At 45.1% G+C, this 16,102-nt stretch carries 11 protein-coding genes and 1 riboswitch; of the genes, 1 reads left to right on the plus strand and 10 read right to left on the minus strand.

Annotation, left to right across the window (positions count from 1 at the left end; all coding sequences use genetic code 11):
- Nucleotides 1-97: 97 nt before the first annotated feature.
- The 8 genes from MHH63_RS17410 to MHH63_RS17445 form a co-directional block, all read right to left on the minus strand.
- Complete coding sequence (locus tag MHH63_RS17410; RefSeq protein WP_341171852.1) at nt 98-4,351, minus strand: alpha/beta hydrolase fold domain-containing protein; 4,254 nt, start codon at nt 4,349-4,351, stop codon at nt 98-100.
- 74 nt (nt 4,352-4,425) lie between these two features.
- Nucleotides 4,426-5,979 (minus strand): extracellular solute-binding protein, encoded by a 1,554-nt coding sequence (locus tag MHH63_RS17415; RefSeq protein ID WP_341171853.1) that lies wholly within the window; start codon nt 5,977-5,979, stop codon nt 4,426-4,428.
- Nucleotides 5,980-5,995: 16 nt separating this feature from the next.
- On the minus strand, nt 5,996-7,060 hold the full coding sequence (locus MHH63_RS17420; protein WP_076130126.1) for an SGNH/GDSL hydrolase family protein: 1,065 nt from the start codon (nt 7,058-7,060) through the stop codon (nt 5,996-5,998).
- A gap of 222 nt (nt 7,061-7,282) precedes the next feature.
- Nucleotides 7,283-8,644 (minus strand): extracellular solute-binding protein, encoded by a 1,362-nt coding sequence (locus tag MHH63_RS17425; protein WP_175620024.1) that lies wholly within the window; start codon nt 8,642-8,644, stop codon nt 7,283-7,285.
- A gap of 215 nt (nt 8,645-8,859) precedes the next feature.
- On the minus strand, nt 8,860-9,570 hold the full coding sequence (locus MHH63_RS17430; RefSeq protein WP_051491610.1) for a Crp/Fnr family transcriptional regulator: 711 nt from the start codon (nt 9,568-9,570) through the stop codon (nt 8,860-8,862).
- A 47-nt stretch (nt 9,571-9,617) separates the two neighbouring features.
- On the minus strand, nt 9,618-9,800 hold the full coding sequence (gene rd / locus MHH63_RS17435) for a rubredoxin (RefSeq protein WP_076130123.1): 183 nt from the start codon (nt 9,798-9,800) through the stop codon (nt 9,618-9,620).
- Between the two features lie 28 nt (nt 9,801-9,828).
- Nucleotides 9,829-11,043, minus strand: a complete 1,215-nt coding sequence (locus MHH63_RS17440; RefSeq protein WP_341171854.1) for an NAD(P)/FAD-dependent oxidoreductase — start codon at nt 11,041-11,043, stop codon at nt 9,829-9,831.
- A gap of 16 nt (nt 11,044-11,059) precedes the next feature.
- Nucleotides 11,060-12,298: an FprA family A-type flavoprotein gene (locus MHH63_RS17445; protein ID WP_248549255.1), complete on the minus strand. Its 1,239-nt coding sequence runs from the start codon at nt 12,296-12,298 to the stop codon at nt 11,060-11,062.
- 269 nt (nt 12,299-12,567) lie between these two features.
- Between MHH63_RS17445 and MHH63_RS17450 the strand changes: the two genes are divergently transcribed.
- Nucleotides 12,568-13,584, plus strand: coding sequence for a CapA family protein (locus MHH63_RS17450; protein WP_076130122.1), 1,017 nt, complete (start codon nt 12,568-12,570; stop codon nt 13,582-13,584).
- A 78-nt stretch (nt 13,585-13,662) separates the two neighbouring features.
- On the opposite strand, the gene MHH63_RS17455 is transcribed toward MHH63_RS17450, so the two are convergent.
- Together MHH63_RS17455 and MHH63_RS17460 are read right to left on the minus strand one after the other, a co-directional pair.
- The gene (locus MHH63_RS17455; RefSeq protein WP_341171855.1) at nt 13,663-14,826 is read right to left on the minus strand and encodes an NADH-dependent flavin oxidoreductase; all 1,164 of its coding nucleotides are present in this window, start codon (nt 14,824-14,826) and stop codon (nt 13,663-13,665) included.
- 112 nt (nt 14,827-14,938) lie between these two features.
- Nucleotides 14,939-15,787 carry a DUF6612 family protein gene (locus tag MHH63_RS17460; protein ID WP_076186691.1) on the minus strand — a complete coding sequence of 283 codons (849 nt, stop codon included), beginning with the start codon at nt 15,785-15,787 and terminating at the stop codon, nt 14,939-14,941.
- A gap of 117 nt (nt 15,788-15,904) precedes the next feature.
- Nucleotides 15,905-15,996: riboswitch (cyclic di-GMP riboswitch) on the minus strand.
- Between the last annotated feature and the right edge of the window lie 106 nt (nt 15,997-16,102).

The following is a 16,102-nucleotide window of genomic DNA, read 5'->3' on the forward strand; positions in this document are numbered from 1 at the left end:
TCCTCCATTTCCTTAAATAGTGAATGAATCTAACCTCATTCTACCTACAATAAAGCGCTTGCAATATGGAGTTTCTATGAGTGAGCTTGTGTTTTCTTTAGGGTATAATCGGTAACGGCCAACCCTCTACTACTACATGATCATTTTTGAAATAATTGCAACTTATACTGTTAATAAGATTCCCCTGCAGGATGATCCCTTTTCCAGCAAGAAGTCGAATACCGTTCGTATTGCCAATCAGCGAATTTGCGATCAATTGAACGTCCTGCGGGTCGCCCGCTCCGATATCATTTGCTTTGCTGTCGCCGGGATCATGCTCAAGGGATACAGCCCAATAATTCGACGCGGTGTTGTTGCGAATGATATTCTCCTTAATGATAGTACCTGGCCCGTTCAAAATCTGAATGCCCTTGGCGTTCTCTATATGCGTTGTATTCTCAATCACATTTCGCTCAATGACTGTATCCGGGGTGCCCATAGTTACATTGATTCCTTCTCTTGTATTACGAATCGTATTGTCATGGATATAGTTACGCGGTCCTGACTTACTGTGATTGCTGGGTGCTGTACCCCCGGTGTTTCCCAGTCCGATCGCCGCGCCGTAGGGAATATCGCTAATCACATTGCCGTATATCTCGTTCAAATATTCGAGTTCTCCGTGCAGATCGATGGCATCCAGCTTTGTATTCATAAACTGATTGTTTCGCAGGACATTGTTATGGGCAACAAATTGGATCAGCGCCCCATGCCGCAAATAAGGGCCTTCGAAATGGGAGTCCTCCACAACATTCCAAACCGTGTCGTTCTCATACCCGTTGCGATCCTGCTTGGCCATGCCCTGAATCGACACACCATAGCCAGCACCGCCCGGACCTACATCTGTCGCATTTCGGAACGTGCTGCGGCGTACGACGATATCACGGCTGTTGTCGATACGCACACCCATACGTGAATACTTCTCTACAGTAACTCCATCAACCGTGACGTTGTATGACGGAACTTCACCAAAATTTGCGATGGTAATCATGCTGTCGGGACCACCGGCGTCCGGGTTGTTCACTTTGTGATCCGTCGTGTAGACACCGTTCCATGTAGAAGTCAATGTGAGATTAGTTATGGACAGATCATGCTGTCCGGATACTTTCATCAGGGCGCTGTTTTTTACCTTATTGAGAGATGTCTTGAGGATGGTTGTTGATTGATCCTCACCGCGAAGGTTTACTCCTGACTTGAGCTTCAAATTGACAAGAGTATCCAATGTTGAGTTCAAATTATAAACCCCAGACGGCAAATAGACCTCATCGCCGGGCTCAGCACTGTTTATGGCAGCTTGAATAGCAATACCGTCATCTGTGTCGTTATCGGCGAGATCAGCATTATAGTCCAGCACGTTCAAGATGCGCCCAGTGGTAGTAGGTGAGGAATGAACCGGATGCACCGTACCCTCAGGTTCGGTTAATCCGGGAGCTGTGAATGGGATCGGTTCCCGGGGGGGATTAGGTGTGTAGTTCGGGATGCTGGCTACAGGTGTATCGCCATTTGCGAACGGCGCATAGATGTTTACCTCCGATAAACTTGTAAACGCGCTGCCATCAGAATTTCCAAGACCCACGATCCGCACATATCTGGCTTCTGTGTCAGGAAAATCAAAAGGTTGCATCTCTATGGTCCTGAACATACTTGCACCAGTCCATATCGTAGTCCAAGCCAAACCGTCATTTGAAGTTTCGATACTCAATTGAGCCGTACGCGTGTCACCTTTATAAACGGCAATACCTAAATAACTGATCTGCTTCCGTTCGCCTAAATCGTATTGGATCCACGGGCTGTTACCTGCGGCGGACCAACGGGTGAACAAGTTATTATCGATGGTATTCGTTGCGATATTGCCATCGCTGTCGCTGGCTGTCACGTTTGCAATCGCGTAAGGAATGATGGGTTCTGTAAGCGTTGACCGCGTAAAAGAAAGCGGTACGGATGTATTGCCCGACTGATCCACCGCTTCAATCTTAAAGCTGTACGCCGTGCTAGGGCTAAGCCCAACGGCTGTATACGTTGCACCGGTAACATTGGATAACAGGGTGTTATCCCGGTATACGCGATAGGAGCCGATACCTTGATTATCGCTGGCGGCCGGCCATGAAAGTTGAATGAACTCTGTACCTATATTGACAGCTTCCAGAGAACTTCCATCCGGCCAGGAAGGTTTCTCATGGTCGCTTGAAGGTGCAACCGCTTCTTGAACAACAAGCTGTGGACGGGGGTTGCTGTTGCCATTAGCTTCTTTCGAATAGACATTGAGGGAAATTCCAGTGCTTGCCGCATCACCAAGCAGAAAAGCGATATTACCGCCCGATGCGGACAATCTTTCTCTGACAAACTCGGACACATCGATGCTGTAAACCTGTGGAGCTCCTGATTTGTCTGCCGTTACGGTAAATTTCCCACTTAACGAAGCAATGGTCAGATCTGTGACAGGCGCATTGCTCCAAGTCAGCTCCGATTCAGTCCAATTTGTATCCTTTAGGCCGAATAACGAAAGTTCGAGGTCCGCATTGGATGAACCCTTTTTGGCAGCAACATTAAAAATGTACCTGTTTGCAGAATTGCTATATGAAGAGACATCAAATTTAAAATACACATATTTCTTGTTCTCGGCGCCAGAAGAAATACTGAACAATCCATTGCTGCTGCCCGTCGCGCTATTAAAGTTTACAGTGGGCTTGCTGCTGTCGATGACTGCATCGTCGCTCGGTGCCAGACTGGCTAGATCGCGGTATACAACCTCATCATCAGATGTTGTTGCCATTCGATTCTTTACATATTGATCCATAAAAGCCCAAGCCTCGGCGCTTGCTTGCTCAGCCGCTTCGCCTATAAAACCGTGACCTTGTTTAGGTACAATTTTTACATCGACCACTTTCACGCCTGCATCCTTCAATTGATTGGAGAACGTAATGCTGTCCGTGTATGGGATCGTTGCATCCACATCCCCATGGCGGATGAAAAAAGGCGGATCGTCCGGTGACGCATAAGTGCCAGGCATGGCCAACCTTGCCTGGTCTGGCACAGAGAACGCGTCGTTCCCGCCTAAAAGCGCTTTCACTGATTTATAGCTATTAGCGAAGTTTGTTGTAAAATCCGCTGGACCGTAGAGATCGACAACGGCTTGCACTTGATCAGAATATTGCTGCCAACCGCCATTTCCTGCCAAATCCGGAACATTTACGGTATGTCCTGTATCCAATGTGATTGTCTCGCCTGACTTAATGTTCCTAGTCGTACCGAGCAGTGAGGCCAGATGCCCCCCTGATGACGAACCCCATACACCGATCCGACTCGGGTCCAGATGGTATTCTGCCGCATGCGCGCGCAAGTAACGAATAGCAAGCTTCACATCCTGAATTTGCGCCGGGAATGGCGCTTCCGGGGTTAAGCGGTAATCCAGCGATACTCCGATATATCCTCGCTTGGTTACATAGTTGCAGATACTGGCAAGGGCTTGCTTCCGGTCTCCGTGATTCCAACCTCCGCCATGAATGTATACCATCACTGGCACGGGTGCTTGAGGCAGGATCTTGGGTACGGCAATCGAAGTATAAATCGGCCGCGTTCCAGCATTCCCAATCCGCACATCTTCATACAGCTTAACGCCTTCAGGAACCACAAACGGCTTAGGTTCAGCCGGTGTAGGGATTGGCACCGGTGTCTCTGCGGGTGGTATTCCGGGAATCGCTTGAGCTTTGAGGGCGACACTATCGATGTACATATTCGCGCTCATAAGCTCCCCCACACGAACCCGGATTTTGACGTTCGGGTTGTTGTCAGCTCCGCTGCCCAAGTTTTGGACTTTGAGTTGGTTCGGCTCACTGTTCTTTTGTTCCAGCATTCCTGGGGGCAGCTTAAATTCCTCCAGCGTTGTCCAATTTATCCCTCCGTCACTTGACCATTCTACGATGACGCTTCCTCCGATGTAGGAGGATGCCCGTGTATAATAACTCAATTGAAGATTGCGGTACCCCGTCGAATTCACTGACAGCGCCAATGCATCCTTGCCATCGATTTTCACCAGATTCGGTACGGACGGGGCCGTGGACGAAACCGAAGTTTTCGCCATACTGTTTCCTTCGCCTTCCTGCAGCCAAGGCCCCGGAATGGCAATACCACCGGTAGATCCAAAATTGTCAGGGTCATCGAAGTTTTCCTCGTAGAGCGTAACATAGTCATCGGTTATTCCGTCTGCATAAACTTCGGTAAGCGCTTGCATTTCCAAAGGTGAATATAACAAAGCCAAAGACAACAGTACTCTAATGCCCACTCGAAAAGCTTTCCTATATAGTCCGTTTCTCAAATAAATTCCTCCTTGACATGGTATAGGTAATCACAAGCATTATGGAGTTCAAACCTCTTGTGAGATGCAGCTTATTAATGTCGGGACAAAATCACACCGTCGTTATTGTTATAACGTTCTGTTGCTTCCTTGACGACGTCACTTCCCCCTTTCTGCAGCCATTCCTCCACCACCTTCGGATAGTCGGAAATCGGCTTTTTTCCGTATACCATATTGATCACATGCGTCAATATAACTGGTGGCAATTTATCTCCACCTGGGGTGATGTCCGGGTTTTTCTGATAGCCTTTTACTTGCGGTTCAAATTGAATCCCGTCGCGTCCCTCATTCGCAAGTACTGTGTCGTAGAGCTTCATCAAATCTTTTCCTTCGGGTGTGAGACTAAGCGCACCTTTATTGTAGGTAGTATCCTGTACGAACCACAGCAGGATTTGACGGAACGTTTCTTCATCAACTTCATCAGCTGTTTTCGGTCTGTTATAGTTAATATTTCCGTTCTCTACAGTGTAGTTTTCCCCTTCAATTCCGAAGGTAAAAAACTTCTCCGCTTCGTCACTAACCATCCAGTTGAAAAACTTGACGATCCCGGCAGGGTCTTTCGCATTCTTGTTAATTAAATACGCTCGCGGCACCGTACCGACAAGACGAAGTCCCCCCTTACCGTCTGGCCCTGTGGGCGAGGCGATCAGCTTCATTTTACCAGTAGGCACCTGTTCTCTTAGCTGCTGATCCCATTGGATCAACAGGTTCGCATTCATGTTCCAGATGCCCGCCTTGCCTGCAAGAATATCGTTCTTAAATTTCGTGGGATTAATTGTGACGAATTCCTTGTTGATCAGTCCTTCGTCGAACATTGTCTTGTACGTTTGGATCGTCTTTTGCATATTTTCGATATTCATAAATTTCGGGACAATTTGATCCCCTTGTTTCATAAAGAAATTAGCAAAGGTATCGTAAGATCCGAAGAACATATCCGAATATACAAAGTCCTCCCGGCCCATATAAGGATTCTCCACACCCAGCTTCTTAAAAGCACGCATGACATTCAGGAAGTCATCTACTGTTTTAGGCTCTGGCAGCCCTGTTTGTTCCAAAAGATCCGCACGAATCCAAGTTGCCCGGCGTGACGGATTGGACAGCCATTCCGGAATCGCATAGATATTACCTTTGGCATCGGTCTCCTTCTCCCATGCCTCCTTCGGAACTTTCTTGAGAAGATCCTGCCCATACTGCTCAAGCAATTCATTTAGGGGCATGAATACTCCGGCCTCCACGGAACCTGCCAACTGAGGGTTCGTCAACCCAGAGCTTGCTTGCACGACATCCGGAATGTCGTTGATCGCGAACATTTGAATCATTTGCGAATCAAAATTTTTCTGCTGCATCAAACGGATGTTAAGATCTGTATTTGTAAGGTCCTCCAGCTTTTTGACCCATTTGTCATCATTGATATTCGGATGATTGTCTGCATACGAAATGTTTCCGCTCCGGAACGATATGGAGAAAGCAGTGGTTTTTTCTGGACTCTCCCCCGCTTGCTCTTCTCCCCCCTTATTAGAAGAGGAACATCCATTCATAGAGACGGCTAATAATGAAACTCCCACCATGGTAAGCATCCAACGCTTCATTTCCATCAACTCCCTATTATAAAATTGGGGACACTTCAGTAGAATGACTAGAAGTTCGGAGGGGTTCGATCATGGGCCGCAACAGCTTTGCTAAATGCTCGCTCATTAGTGTGTGTCCATAATCGGAAGGATGAATCAGATCGGAGGTCAGCGAGGTAAGATCGCGCATGACTGATGCGCCATCCAGCAGATGTAGTTGTGGATGTTTATTGCTCTCACAGTAACGAAGCAGCACTTCGTTAAAAACCGCCTCTTGGACATGAAGAAGATGGCCTGTATCAAGAAAATACGTTGCACGATTCGGATAAATCGTAGTAACGAACACAGGTTTGTCAGGATGATTTTTGATAACCCGGTCCAGCATGTAAGACACTCTACGCTTGAATTCCTCGGGAGACACTACAGCACGCATATTGACACCAAGTTCCAGAAACAGAAAATTCCAATCCTCACGTTCAGCCAGATGATCGGCAACTACGTCCTCGCAATAACAAGATCCGCTAAGCGCAAGATTTAGCACATCCACACCAAGTCTGCGCGCTGTCTGCTGTAAGTAACCATTGAAATGATGCGTGGATCCCGCGCTCTGGCTAATGGAAGATCCATAGGCGAGCATCGTAAGCTTCGGTACCTCTTCCGGTCTAGGCGCACGTACTTCACAACCAAAAGCATCCACATCGTAGTAAACAGCTCCGAAACGATCAAAATGCAAACGCCATACGTTAGAGGAAAATCCAGACTGATTCAGCCGCTTACTTGATACCTCTGTAAAACGTTCCGGCTCCTCCAAGTGCAGAGTGGTTACCGTACCCGCCTGCAGAAAATGCTGAGAATGAAAAAAATCCCCTCTGCATACCACAACGCGGCCGTTACTATCATTCGATCCGACAGTGACCCTAACATGCTTGGATTCGGTGACAAACCGCAATTCACAGCCGTTCGATTGTATAGCTTTGGTTCTTCCTTTCTCTGACAAGCCATTGCGCACATGCTGCGGAAAACGCTGGAGATGCAATCCAGATTGATAGGGTTTATGAACCAGCTCCGAAACATTGTGAAAATAAACGCCTTCCTTTTCCATCTTTGCAGCTACACCACCTTAATAAAATTGAGTTCGTATTAACTCATATCTGACTTCTATTGCATCATATAATAACAACAAAAGCATAGTCAACAAGTTTTTTTGTTTGTTATGAGTCATATATGAGTCAATTCTTGTGCGACAAACAAATACTTCAACATAACAAAAAGCACAGATTCAGAATTGAACCTGTGCCGGGATGTTCAAATAAACTTTCAGTCCTCAAGAGTGCTGAGTCTCCTGATTTACCGCATTCAATATTTCCTCAAGTCTGCGGCATAACTCGTCGTTGTCCAGTAGACCTGAAACAAACATCATGATATCACGTTGAATCTCTTTCAACTGGAGGTTGCTTAAACCCAGCTCTGTAACCAGACGATAGGTAGGGAAGATCTCACGATAAAGCTGAAAACGGGCCGGACGATAACCCACTTCCTCACCTTCCCAATCCATCACCAAACGGTTGGCTGCAATATTCAGCGTCTTGCGCCTAATGATCAGTTGCGCCTCGTGTGAGGTGAGAAAATCAACGAGCAGCATGGATGCATCCTTGTTCTGTGATTTGCTGTTAACCGCCAGTCCATTTATAATCAGCAGCGTATCAGCATTTTGCAGCCGCGGCAATGGAGCAATATCGAATGCCAAATCGGATTGACGCAATTGATTCAAGAAGTAATAGGTCGTCATAATCATGGACACTTTACCTTGCAAGAACAAGGCTTCCGCATCCGCATCGCTCTCGGACAATACGGCTGGAAATACATCTTTCATGCCTATCAGCTTACGAATGGTTCCTAAACTGTCGAGTAGCTTTGAGCCACTGAACCGGAATTTGCCTTCGTCATCCTGCTCTGCCGCAAACGTCGTACCGCTCTGAAGCAGGAACAACGGCCACCGGTTACGAGAGGGCAAATAAAAATAAAAACCATACCAGTCATGACCTTCAGCTACCTTTCGACCATTAGCAAACAAATCGTCCCAGGTCCAGCTACTGTCTGGTGGTGATACGCCGGCTTCCTTAAAATGCTGTTTATTATAACAAAGCACGACTGGAGAATAAATGAAGGGGCGAACGCGATTACGGTCACCATACCGGAACGGGTCGGAAAGAAAACGATACGTGTCCGGCTGTTCCTCCATCGGCTCCAGCAGCTCCGTGCAGCCTTGCTCCAAAAAATCCTGATAATTGTTATTATTCATCAGTACGACATCCATGATTTCCGACTGCAAATATTCCTTCAAAGATGTCGAGTAGTTTCCTGAAGACAACTCGAGCGGCTGAACGTCGATATGCGGATAGCGTTTGCCGAACTCATTCAGTAGCTCTTGCATCTCTACAAGCTTGGGGATGGTGTTCACATATCCGAACTTGATCGTCGTTCTGCCTTCCTCTACCGGAGGAATTACCCGATTGCCAACACGCGGAATTTTCTCAATTAATCCTTCATCCACCAGCACCTTAAGCCCGTTGCGCACAGAAGCGTTACTAAGTCCGAAGCGCACCTCTAAGTCACTTTCTGAAGGAAGATAACTGCCGATCGCTATACTTCCCGAATGAATTTCATGTCGCAAAGTTTGAATCATTTCCTCTAGCCTGATACGGAAAAATTTTCTGCTATTCCTTTTCTGCATTGGGTTTCCTCGCCATCTTCCGATTAATCGAGCCCATAGGGACAAGTTTATATAGTATTCATCATACTGAAATCCTTTGGGAACGACAAGTATCGGAGTCTGGCCCCATATAGCGTATGTTCTGCACCCACGGTGTCATACAGAGCGGTCAATACACTGTAATCCTCTTAATACCCCATATAACTCTCCAAACCGGCTGGATCTATAATGAGCATTTGCTTGTTTCCGATTAGCTCAATAAGACCTGAATCTTCAAACCTTGAGAATTTTCTGCTAATAGTTTCGCGGGTGACCCCAACATAACTGGCCAGCTCTTCACGAGACAACGGAAGGTCAATATGAATATGAGTGCCACGCTGCTTACCATATTTGTCGCTGAGTTCCATGATCATATAAGCAATTCGTATTTCGGGATCTTTGGTCGCCAGGCTTTGCGCCAGATTTTCCGTATGGGCTAGTCTTTTGGTCACACTCTTCAGTAGTCTGAGCGAAATATCCGGATTATCCCTCATTAGCTGCTCCATATCCGTTCGGGTCAGCATGCAAATGTTAGTGTCTTTCAGAGCATAAGCACTGAAGTTACTCAGCTCATCGCTGTTAAAAATGCTCAGTTCTCCGAAAAAGTCTCCATTCGTCAAGATGTGCAAAATTTGTTCCTTGCCCTCAGGAGTTGTTTTGGATAATTTAACATGCCCTCGCTGAATAATGTACAGCGTATCTGACGGCGCCCCTTCCAGAATTAAAGGTTGACCTTTAGTAAACTTACGATGCTTGATCATAGCGCTGATCCGGGAGAGATCGTCATCGCTTAACGCAGCAAAAATAGGCACCTTGCGGGTACAAGGTTCAGCAGCGTATTGGCAAGAATACTCCTTCATAACTGTCCCCCCTGTTGTTCATTTTTTTGTACAACTCCTACTTTCCTTTAGGATACAGAAGTTTTTTTATCTTCAACCGGCGCAAAATGACTGGTATCTTCACCGCATACCGGACAGACCCAATCTTCAGGCAAATCTTCAAATGCAGTGCCTGCAACAACATCCTCATCGGGATCGCCTAATGCCGGATCATAGATATAACCACAGGGTAGACAAATGTATTTTTTCATCTTTATCATCTCCTAAAAAGTTAATAGTTTAGTTCAACCTGGTTTGTACTTCAGCCATAATCTCCTCGATGCTACTCCCGTTAACATCGATCCCCTCAAGGGAGATGCCATACTCTACAGCGGTTTTATACCCCAGAGAAGCAGCTGCACCTTGCCAGGATATCGCACCGATCATTGTGTTATCTTTCACATAGATACGCGTATACGCCCCATTGTCATCTCCGCTTACCGCCGTATCGCAACACTGTTCATCCACGTTGCCTATCGAAAATAAAGAGATACCAAAGGCGGTAAACAAGGTAACCGGAACAGTTCTACGATACGCCGTCAGATTGGCGACCATATTACTGCCGGCAATCCTGCCCTGCTCAATCGCTCCGCCCCACAGTCCTTCCACATGCCCGTTAATTTCAGCCACATCTCCGGCTGCATACACATGCGGATCATTTGTTTGCATTTGTTCATTTACGATAATGCCCTGCCGGACTTGAATATTCGAGCCACTTACCAGTTTCGTATTCGGTACAATACCAATAGAGTAGACTACATGGTCACAGGAAAAATGAGATTGGTCGTGCAGCGTAATTCCGGTAACATACTCAGTTCCTGTTATAGACGCTACATCAGCTCGAAGAATAACCTTCACACCTGCTTGTTCAAGGTTCTCTTTAAGGAGCTGTGAGGATTTCTCATCAAGCTGTCTGCCCATCAACCGGTGAAAAGCTTCGATCACCGTTACCTGATATCCAGCTTCATGCAGCGCCCAAGCGGTTTCGATTCCCTGCACTCCCCCACCGATTACGGCTACATGGCTGCCATCCTGCAGGTTTTCTTTCAATCTGTCCGCGTCGTTCATATCCCGGAGGGTATGAACATTGTTCAGGGCGAAGCCCTCAAGGGAGAGTGCACGATTCTTCGCTCCCATACACAATAAAAGCTTATGATAAGAAACACTCTGCCCATCTTCTGTCACAACTATTTGCCGGTCCGGGTGGACAGAACGGATTCGGGTCGAGGTTTTTACGGAGATACGGTTATCGCGGTACCATTTTTCCTTTTTAATCAGCACCTTCTCACTGTGCAGGTCGGTAAACAGCCCTTTGGTCAGCTTAATCCGGTTATAGGGCAGTTGACTTTCCTCCCCGAGGATCGAAATTTCCGATTCTGCGTCTTGATCACGGATGGCTTTGGCGGCATGGACGGCGGCTACTCCTCCGCCAACAATAACGTAATGTTTTGTCATCCTATGTTCCTCCTCCCTAAAATGAACTCAGCAGCAAATCCGAAACAAATTCAGCCGCATTTTTAATTTTTTGAACTTTCTCAGGCTCTTTCGGGGAAAATCTGATTCGTACAGGGAACTCTACATGTGTCATCCCCGTGGTTTTAATAACCTCAGATGTGCTTTGCACCGTCATGTTTGTTCCATTCAGATAATCCTGAATGACTTCAATGGCTTCACCACTCCAGCCGTAGGAGCCAAAGGCTGCAGCAAGTTTACCTTCCAGATTCATATTGTGCAATTCTTTCAGAATGTTCTCCAGGTTCCCAATCATGTCCGCGTATTTAGTGGAGCTGCCAATAAAGACCGCGTCCGCTGACGTTATGCTGTTCAGAATATCAGTGGCACTACTTTTATCTGCATCCCAGACCTCTGTCTCTATATTATTTTCCTGCAAGCAATCCTGTATGATTTTGGCCATCTTCTTGGTACTGTTTTTGATGGTGGTATATACGATGGTTGCCTTTTTTCCTTGCGTTGTTTCACGGCTCAATGTGGCGTACATCCCGATATATTTACGTATGTCCTTCCGGATCACAAATCCATGGGAAGGAGCGATCATCCGGATCTCAAGATCCTTAACAGCCTCTAACAGGGTTCTTACATATCTTCTGTGAGGATGAATAATTGCTGCGTAATAGCCCTCGAAATCTTCCGTAATATCAAACCCGGCTTCATCGCTGAATAGACTCTCCACCGCAACATGCGTGCTGAAAATATCACAAGGAAATAAGATTTGATCTTCGATACAATAGGTGATCATCGTTTCTGCGGTATGGAGATACGGTGTTTCTTTAAACAGCAGCGTTTTCCCGCCAATATCCAGCTTATCTCCGTCTTTAACCACCAGGAAGTTCCGGCTATGAAGCTTGTACATTTCCTGCAATTCGGGAACAGCAATCTCGGTGCATACGATCGTGGCATTTGCAGCCTTGGCAGCGAGAGCTGCCAGTCCACCAGAGTGATCAGGCTCTGTATGATTAATTACAATGTAATGGATATCTAGAAGATCAATCATTTCACCCAGACACTCGGCATATTCACGTCCGAATTCCATATCTACGGTATCAATGACAGTTGGCTTACCTGTTTTTAATAAATAAGAATTATAGGTAGTTCCTTTTGCCAGAATCAGGCGGTGAAATGGAACCTGGCGGTTATCGATTTTGCCTATCCAGTAAGTATCCTCGGCGATTTTTTTGAATTGTGTACTCATTTCTTTAACCTCCAATGTTTGATTGATAATGTTTATCAACAACCTTATTTTATTATGGCTGCCAAACAAAAAAGAGGATTTGAATCAAATTATAAAAGTTTGAAAAAAATGAATACCTTAAATTTAGACGATCTAAATAAAGTGATTATGCGTTGAGTCACATTTTAAATAAAAAGCCACACAAATGTTTGCACTTCGCCTTAAAGAAAGAATAACCCCTAACAACTTTATGCCATATCCTAATGAAAATAATAAAAAGGTGGATATCCATGACTGAAATACAAATAGCTGCTGTGGGAGATCTAATGGTCAAACGTTATATTATTTCGGATGCTAAACAGCCTGACGGAACCTATTCGTTCAGCCCCCTGTTTGCAAAAGTAGCTCCTTATCTGAAACAGGCTGATTTGACGATTGGCAATCTCGAAACCACCTTTGCTGGAAGCGGCCCCGAATGCCGGAAAAGTCCCCGATCAGGCGGTCCGATATTCAAATGTCCAGACGAACTGGCCCCTGCACTTAAGGAAGCCGGATTCGACGTATTAGTAACGGCCAACAATCATTGCATGGATTATGGTGCCCCGGGTCTGGTTCGGACGTTACGAGTTCTGGACCGTAATGGAATCGACCACACGGGAACAGCTAAATCATTAGAAGAATCCAAGAGAACGCTTATTAAAAACGTCAAAGGAATTACGATTGGCATCCTCTCCTACACAGCAGGAACTAACCGAATTCCTGTACCAGTGAGTAAGCCATGGCTGGTTAACCGGATATCTACGCCCAAGATCATTCGGGAGATTCGAGATTTAAAAAAGAAAGTCGATCTAGTCTTGCTTTATCTGCATTTCGGAAGCGAATATCGTTACACTCCAAACAAGAGACAAAAAGAGCTGGTCAATCTCTTTTTTAAAAATGGCGCCGACATCATACTGGGGTCTCACCCACATGTTCTTCAACCGTTAGCACTTCGTGGAAAAAAACAATTCGTTATTTACTCATTGGGGAATTTTGTTTCTACTAAACTAATGAATATTCCTTATACACAAAGCGGTATCATTCTTACGCTTAAAATAAAGAAGGATGAAAAAGGACACACGAGTATAACTAACGTAGGTTACATCCCGACTTGTGTAGATCGAAGAATAAAAAGCGGCAGGAAAATTACAGAGATCATCCCCATCCGCGACGCATTAAAGAGAAGCGACACCGACATAAAAACAGAGCGGCGAAATCTCATGAATCGAATGTTGAAACATACGACAACAATCTTAAAGAGGGAATAGAGTCGTTACAGAAAAATAACGTTCCGCGGAATTTACCGCGGAACGTTATAGATTTAGACCTCAAAACTGTGTTTGAGTTTAGCGTAAACGATCAGGCATCATTAATTTAAGGAATTCTAGAATACCATTCTCTACTACGAGTTCTTCTCTATCTTGATCAGCAAGTACTCTTCTGATGATATCTTCTTTACCCTCCAGCACTTTACTTGTCCAATGAGGATCAATGATAAGAGATCGTCCTACTGCTACTAATTCAGCATTTGTCAACGTGTCCTCTGCGTCCTGTTTGGTACGGATATCTCCTACCCCAATTAAAGGTACACGGCCATTGATTTTCTCATGCACATATTGCAGGATTGATTTTTCTTTAAAATCTTCTGATGCAGATACTTTCTTAAAATCCCCTAATGAAATATGCAGATAATCCAGCTTTTTATCAGCTAATTTATCAATAAGATAAAAGGTATCGGTGATTTTAATTCCAGGCTCTTCATATTCTTCTGGAGAAAAACGATAACCGACAATAAAATCCTTAACCTTTGAATTGTCAACGACAGCAATAACTGCATCCACTAATTGGTTAATGAAATTAAATCTTTTCTCTAAGCTTCCTCCCCATTGATCTTCACGACGGTTGGAGTGTGGAGAGAAGAATTGTTGGATTAAATATGTGTTTGCTCCATGAATTTCTACCCCGTCAAATCCAGCTTGAATAGCACGTTGAGTCGCTTTTTTAAAATCCTCAATTACACCGAAAATTTCATCTTCTGTTAATGCTCTTGGAATTTCTGCATTCGGGCGTTCGGCAGCAATGGCGCTGGAGGAAACGGGTTGTACGCCACGCAATATTTTTGAATCTGTCATTCTTCCTGCATGGAATAGCTGTAAAATAGCCTTTGTTCCATTTCGTTTAATAGTAGATGCTAATCGGCTGAGGCTAGGAATAAATTCATCGGAGGAAACACTAAGTTCACCTTCCCATCCTTTTCCACCCTCTTGTACATTTGCTGCCGCAGTGATGACCGCACCTACTTCGCCCGTTCTTAGCGAATAGTATTTCAATTCATCTTGTGTTACTACACCGTCATAAAAGCTCATTCGCGTGGTCATTGGAGCCATAACCACTCGGTTTTTTAATGTCAGCCCTCTGCGAAAAGTTAATGCTGTGTCTAGTGCTATCATCTTTTTCCCAACTTTCATTAAATTATATTTAGAGAAATTATTATATACATGCGCATACATATAAATTACAGCAATGATTTATTCTTGTCAACTAATAAAGAACTGCTGTTGGATACAACAAAAAGCGCTGTTCCGCTGAACAGCGCTTTTCGCTCGTTATGAATCGTCCTTATTATTCTAGTTCGGCCGGTTTTACAATGGCTGCACCTTTATTATTTTTGGAATATTTAGCTTCGATTTTCGTGGTGTATGTATCTTTAGCTCCATCACTTACCAGCACATAACTCAGATCGACTGTCAGCTTTTCCGTTTGCCAGGTCTTAGTATTGACGAATAATTTCCACGTTACGCTTTTGGGTTGAACTGTCTCTCCATCCCAGAGGTTCTCCTGGTCATAGAGTTTGATTATCCCCTTAGCTGCTGTCGGATCGGTTACCGTGAATTGTAAGACTGTTTGTGCGCCAGCAGTGCTGACTTTCATGGATTTTTTATAACTTTTGACCGAATCAAGCATGGAAACAGGATCGTATTGGCCTTTAGAGTAAAAGGCATCCCATTCCGTTTTCTCCAGTCCAAGCCAATATTGTGCATCAGGATCGATTGGCTCCCCGTCATCGTCGTAACCTTCATCTTCAGATTCATCGATCAGTTCACTTCCGTCTACAAGATAGTAAAACTCCTTGTCATTGGCATATAGACTGTACGATGTTTCTAAAAGACTACTAGCGACAGTGCCTGCTGCGGCAAAATTCGGCAGACGGTTGATATCCAGCTTCAGAGTGTTGGTGTTGCTGATACGCACCCCGCCGCTTTGAATATCCTGTTTTTTGGTCACATCCAGATGGAAATTCTTTATTGCTTTGGAGGCTGCCGTTACTTTGCTGATCATCTGATCCGCGGTTACTACTGTTGAGGTAGCTGCTGACACTACTCCTGGATTAGACATCCATCCGATCGTTCCGGACAGCAATAAAGCACCTACTGCCAAACTAGTACCTATTGTTTTGAAAAAACTGTTCATGTACTTCCCCTTTCGGCCCCTTGCGATAATGTAACGCCGTATAGGTCGAAATAATAAAAGAGCTCAAAATAGACTACATATTCTTAGAGCTATCCTTTATGCTTCATAAGACATCCCTATGGCGGCCTGGCGATCATTTCCTTCTGTCGAAAGGTTTTAGACCCATGGCTTTGTGTCATCATCTTTCGATGATTTTACCTTTAACGCGGACATTCAATTAGTTTTAATAGATTACGGACGCATGTCCCACCGCTAATTTTATCATGGTTATAATTACCTGTAAACGACTTATCTTCCATTCGAATTCGCTATGAT

This window comes from Paenibacillus sp. FSL H3-0310 (assembly GCF_038002785.1).
Classification (GTDB): Bacteria; Bacillota; Bacilli; order Paenibacillales; family Paenibacillaceae; genus Paenibacillus_AQ; species Paenibacillus_AQ odorifer.

What these genes read in the sequence shown, in the direction of transcription:
- MHH63_RS17415 (WP_341171853.1), bottom strand. Translation starts at nt 5,979, where the DNA reads ATGAAGCGTTGGATGCTTACCATGGTGGGAGTTTCATTATTAGCCGTC.
- MHH63_RS17420 (WP_076130126.1), bottom strand. Translation starts at nt 7,060, where the DNA reads ATGGAAAAGGAAGGCGTTTATTTTCACAATGTTTCGGAGCTGGTTCAT.
- MHH63_RS17425 (WP_175620024.1), bottom strand. Translation starts at nt 8,644, where the DNA reads ATGATTCAAACTTTGCGACATGAAATTCATTCGGGAAGTATAGCGATC.
- MHH63_RS17430 (WP_051491610.1), bottom strand. Translation starts at nt 9,570, where the DNA reads ATGAAGGAGTATTCTTGCCAATACGCTGCTGAACCTTGTACCCGCAAG.
- rd (WP_076130123.1), bottom strand. Translation starts at nt 9,800, where the DNA reads ATGAAAAAATACATTTGTCTACCCTGTGGTTATATCTATGATCCGGCA.
- MHH63_RS17440 (WP_341171854.1), bottom strand. Translation starts at nt 11,043, where the DNA reads ATGACAAAACATTACGTTATTGTTGGCGGAGGAGTAGCCGCCGTCCAT.
- MHH63_RS17445 (WP_248549255.1), bottom strand. Translation starts at nt 12,298, where the DNA reads ATGAGTACACAATTCAAAAAAATCGCCGAGGATACTTACTGGATAGGC.
- MHH63_RS17450 (WP_076130122.1), top strand. Translation starts at nt 12,568, where the DNA reads ATGACTGAAATACAAATAGCTGCTGTGGGAGATCTAATGGTCAAACGT.
- MHH63_RS17455 (WP_341171855.1), bottom strand. Translation starts at nt 14,826, where the DNA reads ATGTATGCGCATGTATATAATAATTTCTCTAAATATAATTTAATGAAA.
- MHH63_RS17460 (WP_076186691.1), bottom strand. Translation starts at nt 15,787, where the DNA reads ATGAACAGTTTTTTCAAAACAATAGGTACTAGTTTGGCAGTAGGTGCT.